Below are 21,241 nucleotides of genomic sequence, written 5' to 3' on the forward strand. Positions count from 1 at the left end.
CTTTTATTATTAGCACCCAGAACCCCTTTAACCATTAGGCTTTTTAGAAAATACTTAGATCCCATTCTTGTGCCATTTGTTTCAATAACATACCACCTGTTACGCTATTCCCATATTCATCAATAGCTGGTCCATATATACCAATACCACATCCATCTTGAAAAGGCATTTCTCTTCTAGCACTTGGAGGAACTAGTGCCATAATCCCGCCAGATACTCCACTTTTAGCTGGCACCCCAACAAAAGCCGCAAATTTACCCGAAGCATTGTACATTCCACAAGTTAGCATTAACGCTTTGGCCAGTTTAGCTACTTCTTTAGGAAGGACTTGTTCTTGACGAATAGGGTGGTACCCATCTTGTGCGAGAATTAGTCCAATCAGGGCTATGTCTTCTGTTGTTACTACTATGGAACATTGCTTCAGGTAAACCTCTAAAGCTTCCTCTACATCCGATTCTAAATAATTCGTCTCTTTTAAATAGTGAGCTAGAGCTCTATTTCGATGAGAGGTTAGCCACTCAGATTGAAACACTTCCTCATTGATTGTCGGGCGTTTCCCTAACAAACTTTCGATTAATTCATAGAGAAATTCTAATTTTTTTTGTGAAGACTCGCCTGGGAGAAGCGAAGCTATAGTAATTGCTCCAGCATTTATCATAGGATTAAACGGTTTTCCTGGCTTATGCATTTCTAAACGAATGATTGAATTAAAAGCATCCCCAGTTGGTTCCACATCGACCCGTTCTAACACATAAGAAATACCACGACCCAAGCATGCGGCTATAAAACTAAGTACTTTTGATATACTTTGCAACGTGAAAGGGACTTCCCAATCCCCTGACGTTATCATTGTTCCACCTGGCTCTAGTATGCAAATACCTAATTGCGATAAGTGTGTATTTCTCAATGCAGGTATATAATTGGCGGTTTGTCCTTTAGTAGCATAGGATCTGTAATTTGCTACCCATTCATCTAAGCAGACTTTCTTTTGACTACTTGCGTGAATGTTATACTCTTCCGCTAATTTTTCAACCATATTTCCCCACCTCTTTAGTTGTTGTATCATTATATTTTCTTTATAAGCATTTTTACCGAATCGCATTAAGCCTACTTACAATAGATTCGTTGAAAACATAATTAAGCTTATAAATATTGTTAAGCGCTTTCAATATTTCTCTAGAGGGAACCTATTTTTAATTTTAAAGAGGGAACTACATAATCTTACGAAAACCTACAAAATCAAAAAATAAAATCTTCAAAAAAAAAAGCGTGATTGTCTCACAGGTTCCAGTACCAATTTTTGTGAATAGATAAACAAGATTGTTTTTGCCATACTTGGTACAAATCCGTTTTATATTCGTTTTTAAGAACCAAAGTAAGCGTTGTATTGAAACCGATGAAACTGTATACTAATTTTCTAACAAATTGGGAGGTGATCGACTTGAATCTCGGTACATTAATGAAAAAAGAGGTCTATATTCTTGTTCTGATGTTGTTCACAGTGCCATTAGCAGGTGAATTGAGTTTTTATCCTTTAAATGAAACGTTTCGAATAAGTTTTGGTCCGCCGGTACTTTTCTTCTTTTTACTATTATTACAGAAAACACCTGCCATTTTATCAGGCATCTTGACAGGAACAATGGTTGTGGTATTTCGTATTTTAATAGACTTTTTTATGCACGATAATTTTCACTGGACGTCCACTTTTCAAGCCCATTATCCTAGTTTTTTCTTTTATTTCACCTATTCCTTGTTTTTTTATTTAGCGAAAATCAACCGCTTTCAAAACCGATCATTGATTATTGGATTTATTGGCCTCATTATCGAAATATTATCCGACTCTGTAGAATTAATCTTTCAATATTTTGTATTAGAAACAACCATTACGATAGGTGCATTAAATGAGATGATTATAATCGCATTCGGCCACAGTTTTATCGTTTTAAGCTTTTTTAATATGATGAAACTTTATGAAGCACAATCAAGAGAAAAGCAAATCAGAAAACAAAATGAACACATGCTGATGCTCATTTCCAATTTATATGAGGAAACGATTCATTTAAAAAAAACATTAAAAAATGCAGAGAATATTACAAAGCAATCGTATGATTTGTATCGTGATTTAAATGAACGGGAAAAGCGGGAAAAACAACCTCATGTTCTCACACAGCAATTAAGTCAAAAAGCATTACGCATCGCAGGCGAAATGCATGAAGTTAAAAAAGATAATCAACGAATTTTTGCTGGTCTCTCTAAATTGATTTCTAATGAGAGTTTTAAAGATTATATGGATGCTGCTGAACTTTTCCAATTAATTATCCGAATTAATGAAAAATATGCCTTATCACTAGAAAAAGATATTCAATTTGAATACTCATTAGATCGAAACAACGATTCACATTATCATGTATATACCGTATTATCTCTTATCAATAATTTAGTAGCTAATGCAGTGGAAGCAATTATTGATAAGGGAATCGTTAGATTAAGTTTGTGTGAATTTTGCGACCATGTAGAATTTAAAGTTGCTGATAATGGCCCTGGGATCCCTCAAAAATATCAGGAGGTGATTTTTAAACCTGGATTCACTTCGAAATATGATCATTTTGGGACACCTTCAACAGGGATTGGACTCTCATATGTAAAAGAAGTGGTGAAAGAACTTGGGGGAGATATCCTGTTTGAGAATAAGCTTAACGGCGTCGTTTTTTCAATAAAGTTACCAATTCATAAGTTGATTCAGAAAGGGTGATTTCATGCGTTTTTTTATAACAGATGATGATTGCGCGATACGTTCAATCTTAAGCCAAATTATTGAGAACGAAGATTTAGGAGAAGTGGTGGAGGAAGCGGAAGATGGCAGTCTATTAGAAGGACATATTTTGAATTTAAAACAAATTGATATACTATTTATTGATTTATTAATGCCTATCCGCGATGGCATTGAGACACTTCGTCATATAAAAGATACATTTAATGGGAAAATCATAATGATTTCGCAAGTTGAATCAAAAGAACTTATTGGTGAGGCATACTCTCTCGGAATCGATTATTATATTACTAAACCAATTAATCGTATTGAAATATTAACAGTTATTCGAAAAGTAATGGAACGTATTTATTTAGAAAGATCGATCACTAATATCCAATCCTCATTAAATAGTGTATTGCATTTTGAACAGCCAAAAGTGGATAAATCAAATATTTTAAATGAAAAAAGTATAATAGCAGTGGGCGAATTTCTTTTATCGGAATTAGGAATTGTGGGAGAAAATGGATCTAAAGATTTCATTGAAATGCTTCAATATTTATTCATGTATGAACGTACTTATACTTTTGAACAGCATTTCCCTACTCTTAAAGATATTTTTGTAGAAATTACAAAAAAAAAGCTCGGACCATCAGCTGTACAGGCTGATATTAATCGGGAAATAAAAGCTACCGAACAGCGGATACGTAGGGCGATTAATCATTCGTTAATTCATTTTTCTTCGCTAGGTTTAACAGATTTTTCAAATCCAAAGTTTGAAAATTATGCTTCTAAATTTTTTGATTTCACAGTCGTTCGCCAAAAAATGAAAGAATTGCAAAATGATTCAACAATAGTTCTTACTCCTACCCGAGTAAATACAAAAAAGTTTATTCAAGTATTCTTTTTCGAAGCGAAGCGCTTAAATTCAGAGGAGATTATTAGATATAGATAATCATAAATAAAAACAAGATTGCTACGGAAATTTGTTAAATTCCACAAAGCAAAAAAACCCCTGAAATAAATATTTCAAGGGATTCTTTCAACAATCATGGGTCTGTACACATCATTCTTATTTTTTTAATAACAAATACATGAAATAAGGTGCACCGATCAACGCGACCATAATACCTGCTGGAATACCCTCGGGTTCAACTATATTACGACCGATTGTATCGGCAAGCAATAGTAGCCATCCACCAATTAATATGGCAACCGGAATAAATAATTGATTTCGAGGTCCCACTAAAGATTTTGCTATATGTGGGGCCATAAGTCCAATAAATGCAATTCCACCTGTAACTGAAACGGCAGCAGCGGCTAGGGCAACAGCTGTTATAAGTAAGACAATCCGTTCCTTTTCAATCGATACACCCACACCGATTGCAACAGGTTCGCTTAATCCAAGAAGATTCAATCGATTTGCTTTATATAATGTAAATGGAATGAGTATAACCAGCCATGGAAGTATTGCCCATATGAAAGGCCAATCCGCACCCCAAATATTCCCTGCTAACCATTTCGAGATGAAATCAACTTTTGATCTTTCGGCTGATGAAATGAGTACAATCGTCATACCGGAAAGTGCCATTGAAAACCCCACACCAATTAACACTAACCTTACAGGTTCAAGACCGACCCTTCTTTTATATGAGAGTACATATATTAAGCATGCCGTCAGTAACGCGCCGATAAAAGCGACAAGTGGAATCATATAAACAAATGAACCTGTGTCAATTGGGAAAAACAAAAAGAAAACCGCAATCGCAACACCAGCTCCAGAGTTAATACCGATAATACCTGGATCAGCTAAGTCATTACGTGTTATTCCTTGTAAAATCGCACCTGATAGTGCAAGGGCCATTCCTGCTAAAAGGGTAATGATAATTCTTGGTAATCGGACGGAAAATAAAATGAATTCCTCTTTAAACGTCCCTTGCCCGAAAAGCGTTGGAATCAGTCGGTCATAAGATAAATTAGAGTACCCCAAACTGGTCCCAATAATGATTGTAATGATAATAAGTGCGAATAATGCACCTAGTATCCATCGCTGTTTTTTGATTAAAGCTGACTGGATCATGAAAATGCTTTACCTCCTTTACGCACGATTAGCAGGAAGAAAGGTAAACCTATCATCGCAACAACCGCTATCACAGGTGTTTCATATGGAGAATTAATTGTACGGCCGAGTGTATCGGCAAGAAGCATGAAAGTGGCCCCCAAAATTGCGGACATAGGTAGAATAAAACGATAATCCGTACCAACAATAGCTCGAACCATATGGGGAACCATCAAACCGATGAATACCATATTTCCTACAAGCGCAACGGAAGCCCCAGCAAGGAGAATAATGACAACGAAGAGAATCGCTTTTATTTGTGTTGTCTTTTGACCTAATCCTACAGCAACTTCTTCACTTAAGCTGAGTATAGTGAGCTGTCTAGAAAAGATAAAGGAGATCAGGATACCTATTAAAATAAACGGAACGATTACTTGAAGTTGACTCCATGATGTTCCGATATTTCCCCCTGCCGTCCACATAGATACATCTTTTGATACTTTGAAATAAATACCGACCCCTTCTGAAACGGCAAATAGGAATGCAGAAACTGCAGCACCAGCTAAAACAATCCTTAATGGAGAAAATCCTCCCTTTTTCATCGCACCGATACCGAAGACCATAATTGCTCCGACAGCAGAACCAATAAAACACGCGCTCATAATGCCTAAGTTATTAGCTGAAGGGATAAATGCCAGAGTAATTGCGAGAGCCGCATTGGCGCCTGCCGTTAATCCAAGCAATCCTGGATCAGCAAGTGGATTTCTTGTCATTCCCTGCATGATGGCACCAGAAACAGCAAGTGCCGCACCAACAAATATTGCAGCAACTTCACGAGGGAGCCGGATTTCCCGAATGATGGAAATCTTATCACCTGTAGCATTGGATGTCAGTGCTAACCATACATCTTTAACGGTAGCATCTGCCGCACCAAATACCATCGAAATAATAAACATGCTGATAAATGCAGCAATCCCTATAATCAATTTAAATATAAATGGGATGAAACGTTGATTTTCATTAGTCATCTGTCTCTCTCATCTCTTTTTTATAGAATAAAAGGAGAGGAATTCTTTATTTAAGAATCCCTCTCCCTCGCTGTATTATTTTCCAAGAAAACTTTTAGAAAAGAAGTCTAATTGATAATCTAATGTTATTGGATCATTGAAGTAGAATTCTTTCGCATTAGCTTCAAATAGTTGATTGTTTTTAACAGCAGGAATGTTTTTATACGTATCTGTTTGTTGGAATGAATTGTCCTCATCTTTATTATTACTTAAAATCACATAATCACCAGCATAGTCTGACAGAACTTCTAATGATAAAGCAAAGTAACCATCTTTCAATGCCACTTCTTTTACTTTTTCAGGCATAGCCAATTTCATTTCTTGATAAAGGATTTCCGTTCCACGGCCCCAGTTATCGCCGAATACATAAAACTGTTTGTCAAATTTTTCGAATACAGAAACTGTAGCATCCTCACCGATTTTAGCTTTAATATCTTCGCCAGTGGTTTTTGCACGTTTTTTAAAATCATCCACCCATGCTTGAGCTTCTTTTTCTTTATTCAAAAGTTTACCAATTTCTATGTGCTGTGTTAAATAATCAACTTTTCCGTATGTATACGTTACGGTTGGAGCAATTTCCTTTAATTTATCAACATTTTTAATCGTTGATAATCCAATAATTAAATCCGGATTTAATTCGATGATTTTTTCCAAGTTTTCGTCAGTTACTTCTTCGACATCTTTTAATTCTTTAAAATTCGGGTTCATTTTTGACCAGGAATCGACCCCTACGAGGTTAACATCCAATGACATGACGTTACCTGCGAAAGTAGATAGTACTACAACACGCTTTGGATCTGCAGGGACTTCAACAGGGCCATTCTCGGATTGGTATGTGATGGTACCCGATTTCTCTTTTTTCGAAGTGGAGCTTTTTTCTTTTTCTGTCGACTCGTTACCACAAGCACTAATAATTAGCACTAACAGCAGTATAAACGGGATCATTATCTTTTTCATTTGTTGTCATTTCTCCTTTTAATAAATTGTATGTGCTGCACATTGGTTTGTTTGTTCGTTGATCTCGTCCGATTACCGCATCAATATGGAATACTTCCTTAAGTACATCATGAGTGATGACTTCTTCACAATCTCCTGCTTTCACTACTTCCCCGTCTTTTAAGGCGATGATATAGTCCGCAAAGCGAGCAGCTTGGTTTAAATCATGAAGGACCATGACAATCGTACGTCCCTGTTCTACATTCAGCTTCTGTAAAAGCTCCAAAACCTCTAGTTGATGTGCCATGTCCAAATAGGTGGTCGGCTCATCAAGGAAGATGATTTCTGTTTCTTGTGCAAGGGCCATTGCAATCCAAACGCGCTGGCGTTGACCTCCTGATAGTGCATCTACAGGCCGGAACTTAAAGTCTTTTGTTCCTGTTACTTCAAGTGCCCAGTCGATCACTTCATAATCTTTTTTGGTCAAGCGTCCGAAGCCTTTTTGATAAGGAAAGCGACCATAAGATACGAGTTCGCCGACTGTTAATCCACTTGCACTTTCTGGTGTTTGCGGAAGAATCGCCATCTTTCTAGCGAGTATCTTTGTGCTTTCTTTTGAGATATTTACTCCATCTAAAACGACTGACCCAGATTGATTGGGAATAATGCGAGTGATTGCTTTCAACAGTGTAGATTTCCCACAACCATTTGATCCGATAATTGTTGTAATTTTTTTATCTGGAATTTCCACACTGAGATCTTTTACAATTAAACGTTCACCATAGCCAATATTTAAATTCTCTGTATATAGGCGAACCATTATTAAACCTCCATTTACTGAAAAATAGGTAAGTAAAAACTCAAATGAAAATGATTATCATTATCTATTGCTTAATTACTATAATTCTATATAAATATATTGTCAATGGATATTTAAGGAATAATTCATGTCGAATGTTTGGGGAACAATTCTAAAAAACCAATTACTAGAAAGGGATACCTGATTATTCCAATTAGAAATAAAAATAAGATGACCTCGGGGATAATACCCGAGGTCATCTTATGGTTAATTATGGATTGCATACTTTTAAGAATAATCCATTTATGGATAAAAATTCAGATATCCCTACAAAGTTTTTTTATCATTTAATGTTTTTTAAATCCTTGCTTTTCCACATAATCTTTCATATACATCCGGCTTTTCTTTCCAAGCATACCAGCCATTTGCTGTGTCCAGGTATCTTTTCGTTTGCCTTTTGTACGGCTTTCATAATAACTAGAAATCGTTTCATTATACTCTTTCAGTTGACCGATAAACTCCTGCTTATCCGTCTGATAGCTATTTTCATGGTATATATTAGATTGTGGCAGACGTGGCTTTTTATCGGAACGATTTTTAGGATAGCCGACTACAAGGGCGAATAACGGAATAACACGATGTGGAATATTCAAAATCTCTGACACTTCCGGAAGATTGTTACGGATTCCACCGATATAGCAAATGCCAAGATCCATTGATTCTGCAGCCAATGCCGCATTTTGAGCTGCAAGAGCTGCGTCAATGCAAGCAACCATGAATTTTTCCGTACTTTCAATCGAATCGGAAAGGTCTGTATCTTCCATCTCAGCTATCCGATCATGTCGATATAAATCAGCGCAGAAAACGAATAGGTGCCCATTGTTCTCTACATAAGATTGTGGTCCGGCAAGTTCCGCTAGCTTGGCTTTCTTTTCTGGATCGGTTACCCCAATGATTGAATACGCTTGAATATAACTTGAAGTTGATGCAGCCTGAGCACATTCAACAATCGTTTGAATTTGCTCTTCCGACAATAGCTTGTCCTCGAAAGAACGAATGGAACGGTGATCTAAAATCTTCTCAATAATATTATTCAAAGCTTCCACCCCTAAAAAAGTATGTAGGTAAAACATCCACCAGGGGGGGCTATATCCCCCACTGATAGTATGGTAACAAAAGCATTAATCCATCAACCTTTTGTTTTCAAATCCAAATCACGATAATTTTGCTGCCTTAAGGCCTCATAAATTAAGATCGCTGCTGTATTTGACAGGTTTAGAGAACGAACTTTATCCGTCATCGGGATTCGCAGACAACGGTCTAAATTTTCATGAATCAGGTCTTTCGGAAGGCCCGTCGTTTCACGACCGAACATGAAATAAATCTCACTGTCCTGATCACTATAATCGAAGGTTGTATGCGGCTGCTCTCCAAATTTCGTTAAGTAATAAAATTCACCGCCGGCATTCTTCTCATAAAACTCTTCCAATGAATCATAATAATGAATTTTAACATTCTCCCAATAATCGAGACCGGCCCTCTTAAGCTGTTTGTCATCTGTTGAAAAACCGAGCGGACGAATAAGGTGCAGGGACGTGTCTGTTCCTGCACACGTTCTTGCGATATTACCTGTATTTGCTGGAATCTGTGGTTGATATAAAACTACATGTATTGCCACTTCATTTCACCTCTAGTTTAAACTTCATCTAATTATAGCATTAAACAAACAGACTAAAAACCAATCACACTCCATCCAAAATCGAGAAAAATTTATAAACGATATTCGGTGTATATCTGCTCGAATCCTCGTACGTCCAGTATCGATGGCGACTGTTCATCGTATGGGCATTCACAAGCGGCATCCCGTTCTGATCCTTCGCCGTTACAATCAAGTTATGATCAAAGCGTCCGTTTCCTTCGAAGTCAATACACATGATATCGCCTATATCCATCTCCTCAGCTGTTTCTAAACGTTTTGTCTGGATTCCCTTTCCGCTAGCGAGCAGATTATATAAGGAGTGTGCAGTCGTCCAGGTATAGCTCCAGCTTTTCCCTCTTATCCACCAGCCCTTATTTTTGTTTGGCGCCCCCCACATTGGGATTCCTCCTGTATGCAAACATTGTGAAATGAAATTCGTGCAATCATCAGTGAACTTGTGGTAAGCAGGATTAAATTCATTCCACCACCGCTCGGCATACTGAACAGCCTTCATCCTGTCATACTTATAAGAAAGCCGCTCCGAACCTTCTTCCCATTTTGGAGGAACCTCTTCTGGTTCAAAGCTTGGTACAAGGTCACGTTCATCTATTAAATATCCATCTCTAAACCTCGCCTCCCTTTCTTCCATTTCCTCTTCTATATAAAAAGAATCTTCCTGCTTCAATAAATATTGTAGATGTACTTTATAGGTCAATACCGTATCCTTTTCTTCCTTTCTCTTTGAGTGAACCTTTCCTGCAGCATTTACCCGTACAATTTCCGTAGAGCGGTTCCGCATTAACTCCTTTTTCAGATACAATTTTCTTTCATCACGTTCTTGAGTATCGGAAGTATAACACTCCACTCTTTCTTGCAAAAGCTGTTTCAATTGTTCCCTCAAAATTATGCCCCCCTTCATACCATCTATGCTAATGTGTATGTATGAGGGCATGGACAAAAACACAACTTCATTAAAGAAGAATATATTAATTGCCTGTTTTTGTTCATTTCCTCGAAATAAACTCTTACTAACAAAAGAAACCAGCAGAAACGCTTCGAACATCACGAGCAAAGGTATCCACTTGATTAAATAAAATATCTGAAAAATAAAAGGTATTATTAGCCCATCATCATAGCAGAATACAAAATCTACTCCCCCTGTATTCCGGTTGAAAGGTTTTGAACCTCTCCCGCCCTATATAAAAAATTAGCCGGCAAACAGAAAGTTAGTCCAGGCATATCGAGGACTCTTTTTTACCTACCTACTAAACCCTCATCCTCACATTTTTACAAAAAATAAAAAAAGCCACCCCGTTAAATTTCTTACGAGGTGGCTATATCTGATATATTTAATATTATTGATGCTCCAAGGTAAACTGCAGTCCTTTTTCAATTTCTGCACGAACCTCTTCATCGGTTTCGTTCATTAAAGCTTCCTCTAAAATAGAAACTACTTGTTTCCGTCCAATTTTCCCAATCGCCCAGGCCGCGGTTCCCCGTAATACAGGACGCGGATCTTCCTTCATGATCTGAATCAATTCGGGTAGTGACGTTTCATCTTTAAAGTGGGCTAATGCTAAAATGGCATTTCGCTGGATTGGCTTTTTGCCTCGCCACGAACCAGATACATAGCCGTATGTTTCTTTGAAATCCCGATTTGAGATCGTAAGCAGAGGCTTCAACAAAGGCTTCGCAACCTCAGGGTCAGGCTCCATCTCTTCATGAAAGTGAAAATCCATTCCTTTGTTTTTCGGACAAACAGTCTGGCACGTATCACATCCGTACAAACGATTGCCTATTTTCGTCCTGAATTCATCAGGGAGAAATCCTTTTGTCTGCGTTAAAAAAGCAATACAGCGCTTAGAATTCAGCTGGCCACCCTGCACAAGTGCACCTGTTGGACAAACATCCACACATTTATTGCAAGTCCCGCATTGATCTTCCATCGGTTGATCCGGTATAAATGGCAAGTTTGTAATCATGTCACCTAAATATACATAAGAACCAAATTCAGGAGTAATAATCATACTATTTTTAGCACTCCAGCCTATTCCTGCACGCTCAGCAACAGCACGATCCGATAATTCACCAGTATCCACCATAGACTTTGCCATTGCTCCTGGCACTTTATCTTTAATAAAATCCTCAAGTAACTGCAATTTATTACGAAGAACCGTATGATAATCCGTTCCCCAAGAGGCCCGGCAAAAAATCCCACGTCGCTCACTTTTTGTGCTTTGCGGTGCATTCTTCAATTTAGAAGGATAGGCCAGTGCAATCGAAATAATGGATTGCGGTTTATCAAAAATCAATTCCGGCCTGACCCTTTTTTCAATATCCGGTTCTTCAAATCCTGACTGATAATCTAGTTCCTGCTGACGGATCAGTCGACTTTTCAATTCCGTGAAATTAGAGGCTGATGTAAACCCAATTTTATCAATGCCAATCTCTTTACTATATATAATCACTTCTTGCTTAAGTGAATTCATATCCATATTTATCACCTTCGTTCATTCATTATTCCCATCGAAGCTTGTATTCATTTCAAACCATTGCTATCTATGATAAACTAATTGCAATCATTTTTGGAGGTGTAACGCTTGGAAATTAACATTTCCGCTAATCTTAGCAGTAAAATCCCTGATTTCAAAGTTGGGATCATTACATATGAAAACATCGAAGTTGGCCCCTCCCCGCAAATGGTCAAAGGAAGACTGCAGTTATTTCAAGAAGCTCTTTTCTTCGATCTAGATGAAAAAGAATTAACCGATTTCCCGGGTATCAAAGAGTGGCGAAAGATTTTCAAAACGACCGGAACGAATCCGTCACGCTACCGTCCTTCCGTGGAAGCTCTATACCGTCGTGTTAAAAAACAAAATTACTTAACATCTATTCATTCCGCTATCGACCTGAATAACTTCTTCTCCCTTTTATATGAAGTGCCTATTGGCATATATGATGYGGATAAATTAACAGGAGATATCTCGATTAAAATTGGCGAGAGTACAGACGAGTATAACGGCTTGAATGGCCGCTTGAATTCAATGGAAAACATGATTACTTCTGCCGATCGTGATGGAGCATTTGGAAGCCCCTACGTTGATTCAGAACGAACAAAGGTCACGGAAGAAACGAAAAAGGCAATCCAAATCATCTATTTACAACCAAAGACTCCAATCAAAGAAGCCCATCAGCTAACAGAGTCCTTAATGAAAATGTTCCTCGAAATCCACGGTGGAGAAGGAACTTATTCCATTTTAGAAGTATAATAACAATCGAGCAGAACTAAACCCCCTCCAAAATCGGAAGGGGTCTTTTATAGGATAGGATATCAACCTGTGAATGTTTTTTCTTCTATTACAAACACATTCCCCAGTTTTGGATTCACTTGATACGCTTCCTGACATCATATCAACTAGTTTCTTAGTCACCCATGATCAGCCTCATCTCATACTACTTCCTTAAATCATAGGTACATACAAATCTAGACAATAAAAAAACCCTACTGTAAACAGTAGAATTCTCATTATAAAATATTTAAACGCAAAGCTTCGTTCTCCAGGTAACGAAACCCTGCGTTATGAGTATGTATTGGAGCGGGTGAAGGGAATCGAACCCTCATCATCAGCTTGGAAGGCTGAGGTTTTACCACTAAACTACACCCGCGTATTCTTGTAGAAATTTGTCGAATCGCTATCAACAAAATTAATTATATAGTTTATATTAAATAAATGCAATAGTTATTTTTTAAAAAAAAATAAAAATTTAATGAATGTAATAATAGTATATTCATCACTCTATTAAAGATGTTAAAAAGTTCTCTAATAACAGAGAACTTTCCCTACATCTCCACTGTTAAGACCAGATGACTTCCATTAACGACGGGTATACCTGCTCCGCTGTTTCAAGTAACATGATTAACTTCCTGAAAGCTAGATCTGGTAAAAATTCTCCCTCAAGGGAATAAGAATAACGAATTGAAATAGTCCCTTTTTCTTCATACAACTTTGAATATCTAAAATTAGCATTATATTCATTTAACAGTGTATGTACATCCCGCCTTTTATCAGGATTCTTCAACTCGGCAACATTAAAGCAAAATAAATCCGCCACATTTTCATTTTGGTTGAAAGCAAAAACTAAAAGAACCTTCCAGCCATCCTTTAACTTTTGCTCTGCTCTAAAAAAGGTGGTGTCATCTTCTTTCACCTCATTCATATAGATTTTCTCGCGCGTTAAAAAATCTCGAAATTTAGCAACGTTTGACATGATCCATCACCTTTCTGTATGTATTTACATTTTATACTGAAAATTGGCATTTTTACAGACTTTTTCAATAAACCCTCTATTTTCAGCTAGTACATTCATTCAGTTGAATTGAGGGAGCCAATAATAAGAACTCCCTTAAAACAAAGCTCTAAGGTTAGCTTGAAACTTCTCCCCTAAACTGAAGGGCTTCTTGGAGGTCCAAAATCTCGTGACGAATTTTTGAAAACCCTTCAATTTCTGGTACGGTTTTATTTGTTGAAGATTGATCTTTATCTGCAGCTATTGCCATGGTTTCAAAAACATAAAGCAATTGAGCGAGATCCTTCTCTGAAAGAACTGGACGTTCAGAGTATTTCAAGCTGGCATTTAGATAATACCCCAATTGTTCTATTGAGAATATTACGGGCCATAGAGACTCTAATCTGGCCTTGTTTTTGAATATCTCACCTAGAGATGTATTGTATACTGTTAATAGATTGACCATATTGGTTTGCATTTTGCTTCGTTCACTGCTCTCATCAAATGTAAGGGTCCTATTATTTTCAGAGAACGCCATTAATAAAAATTGGCCCTGACTTCGAATCGTTTTCGCGATAAAATGACTCAGAAGACTGGACGCTGATCGACTTCCGACTAACAATGACCCAGCAAGGCCTATAATACTCCCTACAACGATATCAGTTATCCTTACTGTTGCAAAGAAACTGAAGTCGTAACTTTGAGTTGAATATTCTGCCATGATTAAAGCTGAAGGTGTAAAGAACATCGCAGCTAACCCATAATTCCGAACGATAAAAAGCTCTGTAATGAAAGTCAAACACAAGATGATTAGCACAATAATAAACTCGTTATGAACAGATGCAAGAATCAAACTTGCTAATAGGAGCCCAATGATTGTCCCGAAAGTCCTTTGAACAGCACGATGAAATGTGGCGATAATGGTAGCACCGGACATTACTGCAGCACAGGATAAGGGCACCCAATACGAGCGATTAAAACCGGCTGAATAGGCGATGATAGCGGCGATAGTAAGGATTGTCCCATATCGTATAGAAGTGAGAAAGACTATGGAGTTTTTATCAAATGCCCCCAGAAATATGGTTTTTAGAGAAGGCTTTGAGATTAAGACTTCTTGATGAATTTTTTGAACCGGTTCATTCATGATGGCATCTGCATTATAGATTTTTATGAATAAATCTTCTACTTCTTTATCAACCTGCTCTGGCTGAAGAATCTTTGATTTATTTTGCGTTTTAGATCCAATAGAGTCAGCTAGTGCCTGAATGGATTTCCCTAATTCAGGAGGAAGTACGATCTTATTGTTCAAAGAAATTTCAAGAACTCTCAAGAATATCGTGTTCGCATGTTCATTTAAAAGAAACAACCGCTTAAATATATCTGTACTTCTCTTGGCTGAATACCCGGCTAAAAGCGTATTTTCTGCTTGCTTCATTGCTAGTACCGTTCTGTGTCTTGCTGTATTAAACTTCTCCGTCCCTATTGAATCAAAGAATACCGCCAACTCTCTATACACTTTTTCCACTGCATTAGTTTCAGGTCCATGGGGATTGTAAAACCAGCCTAACATACAGATTATCCAAGATAATGCCCCACCTAATAAAACAAGCCCTCCACGTAACGGCGCAAGTGATTGATCAACAGGCATACCTGTAGCAAGCGCAAAACTCAAAACGAAAAATATTGCCGAAGGACCAGTGATATTTAAAGCACCAAAAATGAAAAACACACATGCTCCAATAATCCCCATCACTATAGCTGTCCCTAGCTGATATGGGGCCAAAAGGGTTCCTAAGACAACAGATAAAGAAAGGCCCCACATTACTAAGAAAATCTTTTTAGCTCTTTGCTCATACGGTTGGTTAAACACGTATAAATAAGAGAATCCGCCAATTCCCGCCAGTAAACCGTACTCAAAATTCCCAAATAATAATCCTATGAATACAGGTAATGCAGCAGCAATTCCTGCACTCAATGCCTTTATCCACGGAAATGGATTCTTTTTTATTTCAAAAGCCTGTTTAAATGTCGTATGTATCGCTTCTAATTTCGGAGACTTTGAAGATACTCTTTGTTTATTTTTGCCCATTTCACTTTTCCTTTCAATAAATAATTCGCTCCCTATCTTCTCTTTTGACGCTATTCAACCGTTATCTTGATGGCTTAATCTAGAGCTTCTTTTAATATCCTTCATTAACAACAAAAGATACCTTAAGGAAGAGGAATATACGTTAATCTTTCTCGTATCTAGGAAAAGGGAAACGGCCTTCCCCCGATTGAATATCGAAAAAAGGCCGCTTATTATATACTCTTTTTTCAATACTGTTTTAAAGACTATGTCACAGCAATGTTACCCTCTACTAGGTTCCCATGCTTAGAGCGTAGCGTATTTAGGTTCTGCAACTTTTACAAGTTGTTTACCCAGATTCGTTCCTTTAAATAATCCTAGAAATGCATCAGGGGTATTTTCAAACCCTTCAATAATGGTTTCTTCATACTTCAATTTTCCTTGCTGTAGCCATTCCCCTAAATCTGTCGCACCTTCTTGGAATCTTTCGGCATAATTACCAACTGTGAAACCTTTCATAAGTGCACTCGTTTTGATCATCGCCGATTGCAGACGCGGCCCTAAATCTTTTCCTTCTGCATTATAAGAGGAAATCGCTCCGCATAATGGAATACGAGCATTTGTATTTAAAAGTGTGAAAACAGCATCCGTTACCTCACCGCCAACATTATCGAAATAAACATCGACTCCGTTAGGAACAGCGTTTTTTAAATCTGTCGCAAAGCTATCTTTTTTATAATTAACAGCTCCATCGAAGCCAAGCTCTTTTGTTAAATACTCAAGTTTTTCATCTGAGCCAGCAATGCCTACTACCTTAGCACCTTTAATTTTAGCAATTTGTCCAACTACTGAACCAACAGCCCCAGCTGCTCCAGAAACCACGACCGTTTCACCTTCTTGAGGTTTTCCGATATCGAGCAAACCAAAGTAAGCTGTTAAACCAGTCATCCCGAGAATCCCTAAATGGGTTGTGACAGGGGCAACTTTAGGATCAATCACTCGGATTTCTTTTTCATTGACCACCGTATACTCTGCCCAGTCGATATTCCCAACAACAACATCACCTTGTTTGAATGAATTCGAATTGGATTCTACCACTTCGGCTACAACGCCTCCAGTGATGACCTTATTCAATTCAAATGGAGCTATATATGATTTAGTATCTTGCATTCTTCCACGCATGTATGGATCGACAGATAAATAAAGCGTCCGTACTAATATTTGATCTTCTTTTGGTGTGGGAACATCACTCTCCACAAAGTTAAAATCTTCTTTCGAAGGCATTCCTTTTGGTCGGTTTGCCAGGGTGATTTTTTGTTGTTTGGATTGTGTCATTTTACGTTCCTCCTTGGTTTTGAATACGTAATATCTAAAAGTAAGCGTATCACTGTTAAAGATCCTTGGTCAAAAATTATGCCCACTTGATTATTCCATACTATTTTATATGTAACCCTTACTAAAATATCTAAATCCTATGATATCTATTATGTCCTATCTATTTCATTCATATAAAGGTCATCTGGATTAGGCAAACACCTGTATATTTTATACAAAAGGCTTTGGTAAACATTAAAGTTGATTTATGATTTGTTCAACGGCTTCATCTAATATGAAGTATCACTTATTTAACAAATCATTCATGCACGGATTTTGTAGCTACAGCATCCCTATGTTTGCTCTTATTAGTAGGTTAACTAGCCAAACAAAGTCATGTTACCAGTTATTTCGAAAAAAACACTAAATAGAATAATTAACTTAGAAGTTCATATTCAATTCATAACTTCTTTGTATACTTCCTCTTGTAAAAAGGATTAAGAAAGGATGTAAATAAATATGTCAGAAGTAAAAAAGCAAAAAGGATGGCGCCAGTTTATTCGATTAGTTCAACAAACGAAGCCTTCTAAACTAATGATAGGGATTGCTTTAGTATTAAGCTTAAGTACAACAGGTGTAGGATTATTAGTCCCGTTATTCACAAAGAATCTTATTAATGATTTTTCAATTAGCTCACTAAGCACTGAACGGATCACACTTCTCGTTCTTGCAATTATTGTTCAAGCATTGGCTAGTGGATTTTCCATCTATTTATTAAATCGGATCGGGCAATCTGTAGTAGCGGGTATTCGAGATCAACTATGGAGAAAATTACTTGTATTACCCGTGAATTATTTTGATGAACATCAATCAGGAGAAACAGTTAGTCGAATGACAAATGATACAACTGTAGTGAAAGGATTAATTTCGGAACACCTATCTAATTTCGTTACAGGAATCATTTCCATTGTAGGATCCATGATTGTGTTATTTGTACTGGATTGGAAAATGACATTGTTGATGCTCATTGCAATCCCACTCTCTGTTTTAATATTAATGCCGCTTGGCAAAAAAATGCATCAAATATCAAAGGGGATGCAGGATGAGACAGCAAGTTTCACCTCAATTCTCCAACAGGTGCTAACCGAAATCCGTCTAGTTAAAGCATCCAATGCAGAAACATTTGAATATCAAAATGGAAAGAAAGGGATTACCAAATTATTTCAATTCGGATTAAAAGAAGCAAAAATACAAGCTTTGATTGGCCCACTAATGAGTTTAGTCATGATGGCATTACTTGTCCTAATTTTAGGTTATGGGGGAATGCGTGTTTCTTCAGGAGCTCTGACAGCTGGAGCTTTAGTTGCATTCATTATGTACCTTTTCCAAATTATCATGCCAATGGCTCAATTAGCAGGTTTCTTTACACAATTCCAAAAAGCTACGGGTGCAACAGAGCGTATAATTTCCATTTTGGATTCAGAAGAGGAAGAAGACGCGAAGCAGCAAGTTCAAAATATAAATCAATCAATCACCGTGGATCATCTAAACTATAGTTATAATAATGGAGAACAGGTACTTAAAGATATAAGCTTTACTGTTGAAGCAGGTAAAGTTACTGCAATTGTCGGTCCAAGTGGCAGCGGAAAAACGACTCTTTTCTCATTATTTGAGCGTTTCTATAAACCACAGCAAGGCTCTATTTCCATAGGTGGGAAATCCATAAATGATTTCACACTCCTTTCATGGAGAAGCCAGATTGGTTATGTTTCGCAAGAAAGTCCTATTGTATCAGGTACAATTAGAGATAATATTTGTTATGGAATAGATCGGGATATAACAGATGAAGAATTAAATCAAGTAGCTAAAATGGCGTATGCCGATCAGTTTATTTCTGAACTTCCAAACGGATATGATACTGAGGTTGGTGAACGAGGTATGAAATTATCAGGCGGTCAAAGACAAAGAATTGCGATCGCTCGTGCATTTTTAAGAAACCCAAAAATATTAATGCTTGATGAAGCTACCTCAAGCCTAGACAGCAAATCGGAAAATGTTGTTCAACAGGCGTTAAATGATTTAATGCAAGGTAGAACAACAATAGTTATTGCTCACCGCCTATCGACTGTCATTAATTCAGATCAAATCATCTTCCTAGAAAAAGGGAAAATAACAGGCAGCGGAACACATAAAGAACTATATAATACGCACTCATTATATCGCGAATTTGCTGAACAGCAGTTAAACAAACTTGAACTAGCCTAATTCATCGAAAGGAAAGAAGAAGGATGACAAAATGAATAAGGAAGTAATCCAGCAATTAATAAATATGACAAAATAGGAGGAGTTCACCTTGAATCCATATGTAATTTTGGGAATAGCCATCATTAGTGAAGTATTTGGTAGTTCAATGTTAAAAGTATCAAACGGATTTAAAAAGTTGTTCCCTTCCATTGGAGTAATAATTGGAATGGGAATAGCCTTTTATTGCTTGTCTTTATCTCTTAATACAATTCCACTGGGTACGGCTTATGCTATATGGTCAGGTATAGGCACAGCTTTAACCGCATTAGTGGGTGTTATCGTTTATAAAGAACGTTTTAATCTGAAAAAATTTCTTGGTTTAGTCCTAATCATTGGTGGAGTTGTTGTTTTGAAACTCTCAAGTGGTGGCGCTCATTAACCTTTAGAGATTCGGAGGTAATAGTATGAAAGGTTATATCGCTTTAGGAATATCAATTATCAGCGAAATATTCGGCACGACAATGCTTAAATTGTCGGAAGGATTCACAAATTTATTCCCTTCAATTGGAGTTATTCTTGGTTTTGGATTAGCATTTTATTGCTTATCATTATGTCTTAAAACAATTCCGTTAAGTTTAGCTTATGCTATTTGGTCAGGAATAGGCACAGCTATAACAGCGTTAATTGGTGTACTGTTATGGCGAGAACCATTTAGCATCATTACATTAGGTGGCTTAGTATTAATAATTGGAGGGGTAGTTTTATTAAATGCTTCTAATACTTCAGAACAAGTAAAAAAATCATCAAACTAAAGGTTTGATGATTTCAGACTGTAGACAAACTCGATGAAAAYCGAGTTTGTCTACAGTTTTTTTTGAGGGGTTGTAAAAATTCGAACGTTGATTTCCACTCCAGGCACTCGCTTTCCGCGGGCGGTCAGGGAGCCTCCTCGGCGCCTTTGCGCCTGTGGGGTCTCCCTTGGACACGCTTTTCCCGCAGGAGTCTCGCACCTTCCGTTCCAATCAACTTTGTTTTAACAATTAGAAATAAACACTTTTGCCTACAGTCTTTTTTGTTTTAAKATARRMGTATTAAAACTTGAGGKGATGACGATGCTTTCGAAACATAATTCTATTCAGCGAGATCAACTTGAAATGATTACTTTGGATCAACTGGTGCCAGCGAACCATTTGGTTCGTAAAATTGAGGGGGCCATTGACTTYACTTTCATTTATKACYTGGTGAAAGAGATGTATTCTGAGATAGGCCGTCAAAAAGGCGGCCTTTTTATAAAGCTAACGCACCAGTTAGTTGAAGAAGAAGGTGTTATTTTCTACTTAAATAAAATGTAAACCTCTCTTAGAGTCTATAATCCAAAATTTATTCCCTGGTTTTACTCGTCTGATTCACTTTCTTCGAAATCCTCAAATTCATCATCATCAACTACGATAGGGTGAGGATTATTTTGAATGAATCTTACAGCATTTAAACCGATCATCTGAGCAGGTATTGAAGTGTTACCGTCTGGTAAAATAGGAGCGACAGAAAGATCAGCGACTTTAAGATTTTTGGTACCAAAGACATTTAGGAATTCATCGACAACTCCTTTTTTAATTTTCTTCGCCATCTTACATTGCCCGCCATAATGGAAGAAATTCGAATAAGATGCTTTGACATAATCTCCAAGCTGCTTTCTTTTTTCTGCCTCATCCGTTAAAGTGAAGATTTGCTCCGGAGGGTATACCACTTCATGAATGCCGCTGTTATTTTTTCTAGCCTCTTTAATAATATTGTAAGTGTTGATATATTGATCCACCATGAAATCTAGATCATTCGTATCTGGCTGTAACGGATTGAAGGAAAACGACGGAAGAGCTCCTGGATCGCTATGGGAGGCCATAATTGTCCCCTTACTTCTTGGGTTAAGGTCTATAATGCCAAAACTCATGATATTGGTAGGCTTGGTTAAATCTTGATTCCACGCATTACTAGCTATATCCGAAGCAGGAATAAATAGGG

Annotated in this window: 19 protein-coding genes, 1 tRNA gene and 1 pseudogene; 7 read left to right on the forward strand and 14 right to left on the reverse strand. The window is 37.3% G+C overall.

Going from position 1 to position 21,241, the window contains the following annotated elements; genetic code table 11:
- Positions 1 to 43 precede the first annotated feature (43 nt).
- Entirely contained in the window at positions 44 to 1,036 is a 993-nt protein-coding gene (locus tag AC1DUW_RS09665) for a glutaminase (RefSeq protein ID WP_053344678.1), read from the reverse strand.
- 396 nt (positions 1,037 to 1,432) lie between these two features.
- Here AC1DUW_RS09665 and AC1DUW_RS09670 point away from each other — a divergent pair, with 396 nt between their 5' ends.
- Positions 1,433 to 2,752, forward strand: a complete 1,320-nt coding sequence (locus tag AC1DUW_RS09670; protein WP_053347960.1) for a sensor histidine kinase — start codon at positions 1,433 to 1,435, stop codon at positions 2,750 to 2,752.
- 4 nt (positions 2,753 to 2,756) lie between these two features.
- On the forward strand, positions 2,757 to 3,704 hold the full coding sequence (locus AC1DUW_RS09675; protein WP_252431489.1) for a response regulator: 948 nt from the start codon (positions 2,757 to 2,759) through the stop codon (positions 3,702 to 3,704).
- A gap of 117 nt (positions 3,705 to 3,821) precedes the next feature.
- On the opposite strand, the gene AC1DUW_RS09680 is transcribed toward AC1DUW_RS09675, so the two are convergent.
- From AC1DUW_RS09680 to queG, 8 genes are all read right to left on the reverse strand, one after another.
- Positions 3,822 to 4,829, reverse strand: a complete 1,008-nt coding sequence (locus AC1DUW_RS09680) for a FecCD family ABC transporter permease (RefSeq protein WP_053344676.1) — start codon at positions 4,827 to 4,829, stop codon at positions 3,822 to 3,824.
- Positions 4,826 to 5,836, reverse strand: coding sequence for a FecCD family ABC transporter permease (locus tag AC1DUW_RS09685; RefSeq protein WP_053344675.1), 1,011 nt, complete (start codon positions 5,834 to 5,836; stop codon positions 4,826 to 4,828). The genes AC1DUW_RS09680 and AC1DUW_RS09685 overlap by 4 nt, the downstream gene beginning before the upstream one ends.
- Positions 5,837 to 5,911: 75 nt before the next feature.
- On the reverse strand, positions 5,912 to 6,832 hold the full coding sequence (locus AC1DUW_RS09690; RefSeq protein ID WP_053344674.1) for an iron-hydroxamate ABC transporter substrate-binding protein: 921 nt from the start codon (positions 6,830 to 6,832) through the stop codon (positions 5,912 to 5,914).
- Entirely contained in the window at positions 6,783 to 7,631 is an 849-nt protein-coding gene (locus AC1DUW_RS09695) for an ABC transporter ATP-binding protein (RefSeq protein ID WP_053344673.1), read from the reverse strand. Before AC1DUW_RS09695 ends, AC1DUW_RS09690 begins: the two co-directional genes overlap by 50 nt.
- 326 nt (positions 7,632 to 7,957) lie before the next feature.
- Positions 7,958 to 8,707 (reverse strand): oxygen-insensitive NADPH nitroreductase, encoded by a 750-nt coding sequence (nfsA, locus tag AC1DUW_RS09700; RefSeq protein ID WP_477642422.1) that lies wholly within the window; start codon positions 8,705 to 8,707, stop codon positions 7,958 to 7,960.
- A 92-nt stretch (positions 8,708 to 8,799) separates the two neighbouring features.
- Positions 8,800 to 9,288, reverse strand: a complete 489-nt coding sequence (gene trmL, locus AC1DUW_RS09705; RefSeq protein ID WP_053344672.1) for a tRNA (uridine(34)/cytosine(34)/5-carboxymethylaminomethyluridine(34)-2'-O)-methyltransferase TrmL — start codon at positions 9,286 to 9,288, stop codon at positions 8,800 to 8,802.
- A 64-nt stretch (positions 9,289 to 9,352) separates the two neighbouring features.
- The gene (locus tag AC1DUW_RS09710) at positions 9,353 to 10,210 is read right to left on the reverse strand and encodes an amidase domain-containing protein (RefSeq protein ID WP_053344671.1); all 858 of its coding nucleotides are present in this window, start codon (positions 10,208 to 10,210) and stop codon (positions 9,353 to 9,355) included.
- Between the two features lie 454 nt (positions 10,211 to 10,664).
- Positions 10,665 to 11,804, reverse strand: a complete 1,140-nt coding sequence (queG, locus tag AC1DUW_RS09715) for a tRNA epoxyqueuosine(34) reductase QueG (protein ID WP_053344670.1) — start codon at positions 11,802 to 11,804, stop codon at positions 10,665 to 10,667.
- 105 nt (positions 11,805 to 11,909) lie between these two features.
- Between queG and AC1DUW_RS09720 the strand changes: the two genes are divergently transcribed.
- Positions 11,910 to 12,578 carry a B3/B4 domain-containing protein gene (locus AC1DUW_RS09720; RefSeq protein WP_477642424.1) on the forward strand — a complete coding sequence of 223 codons (669 nt, stop codon included), beginning with the start codon at positions 11,910 to 11,912 and terminating at the stop codon, positions 12,576 to 12,578.
- A gap of 323 nt (positions 12,579 to 12,901) precedes the next feature.
- On the opposite strand, the gene AC1DUW_RS09725 is transcribed toward AC1DUW_RS09720, so the two are convergent.
- The 4 genes from AC1DUW_RS09725 to AC1DUW_RS09740 form a co-directional block, all read right to left on the reverse strand.
- Positions 12,902 to 12,975: transfer RNA gene (locus AC1DUW_RS09725), tRNA-Gly, on the reverse strand.
- A gap of 189 nt (positions 12,976 to 13,164) precedes the next feature.
- Positions 13,165 to 13,578, reverse strand: a complete 414-nt coding sequence (locus AC1DUW_RS09730; RefSeq protein WP_053344668.1) for a YbjN domain-containing protein — start codon at positions 13,576 to 13,578, stop codon at positions 13,165 to 13,167.
- Between the two features lie 154 nt (positions 13,579 to 13,732).
- Positions 13,733 to 15,685: an FUSC family protein gene (locus AC1DUW_RS09735; RefSeq protein WP_053344667.1), complete on the reverse strand. Its 1,953-nt coding sequence runs from the start codon at positions 15,683 to 15,685 to the stop codon at positions 13,733 to 13,735.
- Positions 15,686 to 15,970: 285 nt separating this feature from the next.
- Positions 15,971 to 16,999: an NADP-dependent oxidoreductase gene (locus AC1DUW_RS09740; RefSeq protein ID WP_053344666.1), complete on the reverse strand. Its 1,029-nt coding sequence runs from the start codon at positions 16,997 to 16,999 to the stop codon at positions 15,971 to 15,973.
- Positions 17,000 to 17,491: 492 nt separating this feature from the next.
- Between AC1DUW_RS09740 and AC1DUW_RS09745 the strand changes: the two genes are divergently transcribed.
- From AC1DUW_RS09745 to AC1DUW_RS09760, 4 genes and pseudogenes are all read left to right on the forward strand, one after another.
- Positions 17,492 to 19,243 carry an ABC transporter ATP-binding protein gene (locus tag AC1DUW_RS09745; protein ID WP_477642426.1) on the forward strand — a complete coding sequence of 584 codons (1,752 nt, stop codon included), beginning with the start codon at positions 17,492 to 17,494 and terminating at the stop codon, positions 19,241 to 19,243.
- A 145-nt stretch (positions 19,244 to 19,388) separates the two neighbouring features.
- A complete protein-coding gene (locus AC1DUW_RS09750) occupies positions 19,389 to 19,661 on the forward strand; it encodes a DMT family transporter (protein ID WP_236694991.1) in 273 nt (90 codons plus the stop codon).
- A 25-nt stretch (positions 19,662 to 19,686) separates the two neighbouring features.
- Complete coding sequence (locus tag AC1DUW_RS09755) at positions 19,687 to 20,034, forward strand: DMT family transporter (protein WP_053344663.1); 348 nt, start codon at positions 19,687 to 19,689, stop codon at positions 20,032 to 20,034.
- 300 nt (positions 20,035 to 20,334) lie between these two features.
- Positions 20,335 to 20,484 (forward strand): annotated as a pseudogene (locus AC1DUW_RS09760) (IS5/IS1182 family transposase); the annotation flags it as partial.
- A 131-nt stretch (positions 20,485 to 20,615) separates the two neighbouring features.
- Here the strand turns inward: AC1DUW_RS09760 and AC1DUW_RS09765 are convergent.
- Positions 20,616 to 21,241, reverse strand: a 626-nt coding sequence (locus AC1DUW_RS09765; RefSeq protein WP_477642425.1) for a GMC family oxidoreductase, incomplete at its 5' end; no start/stop codon positions are given.

The organism is Peribacillus sp. P4_C12, from assembly GCF_056402095.1.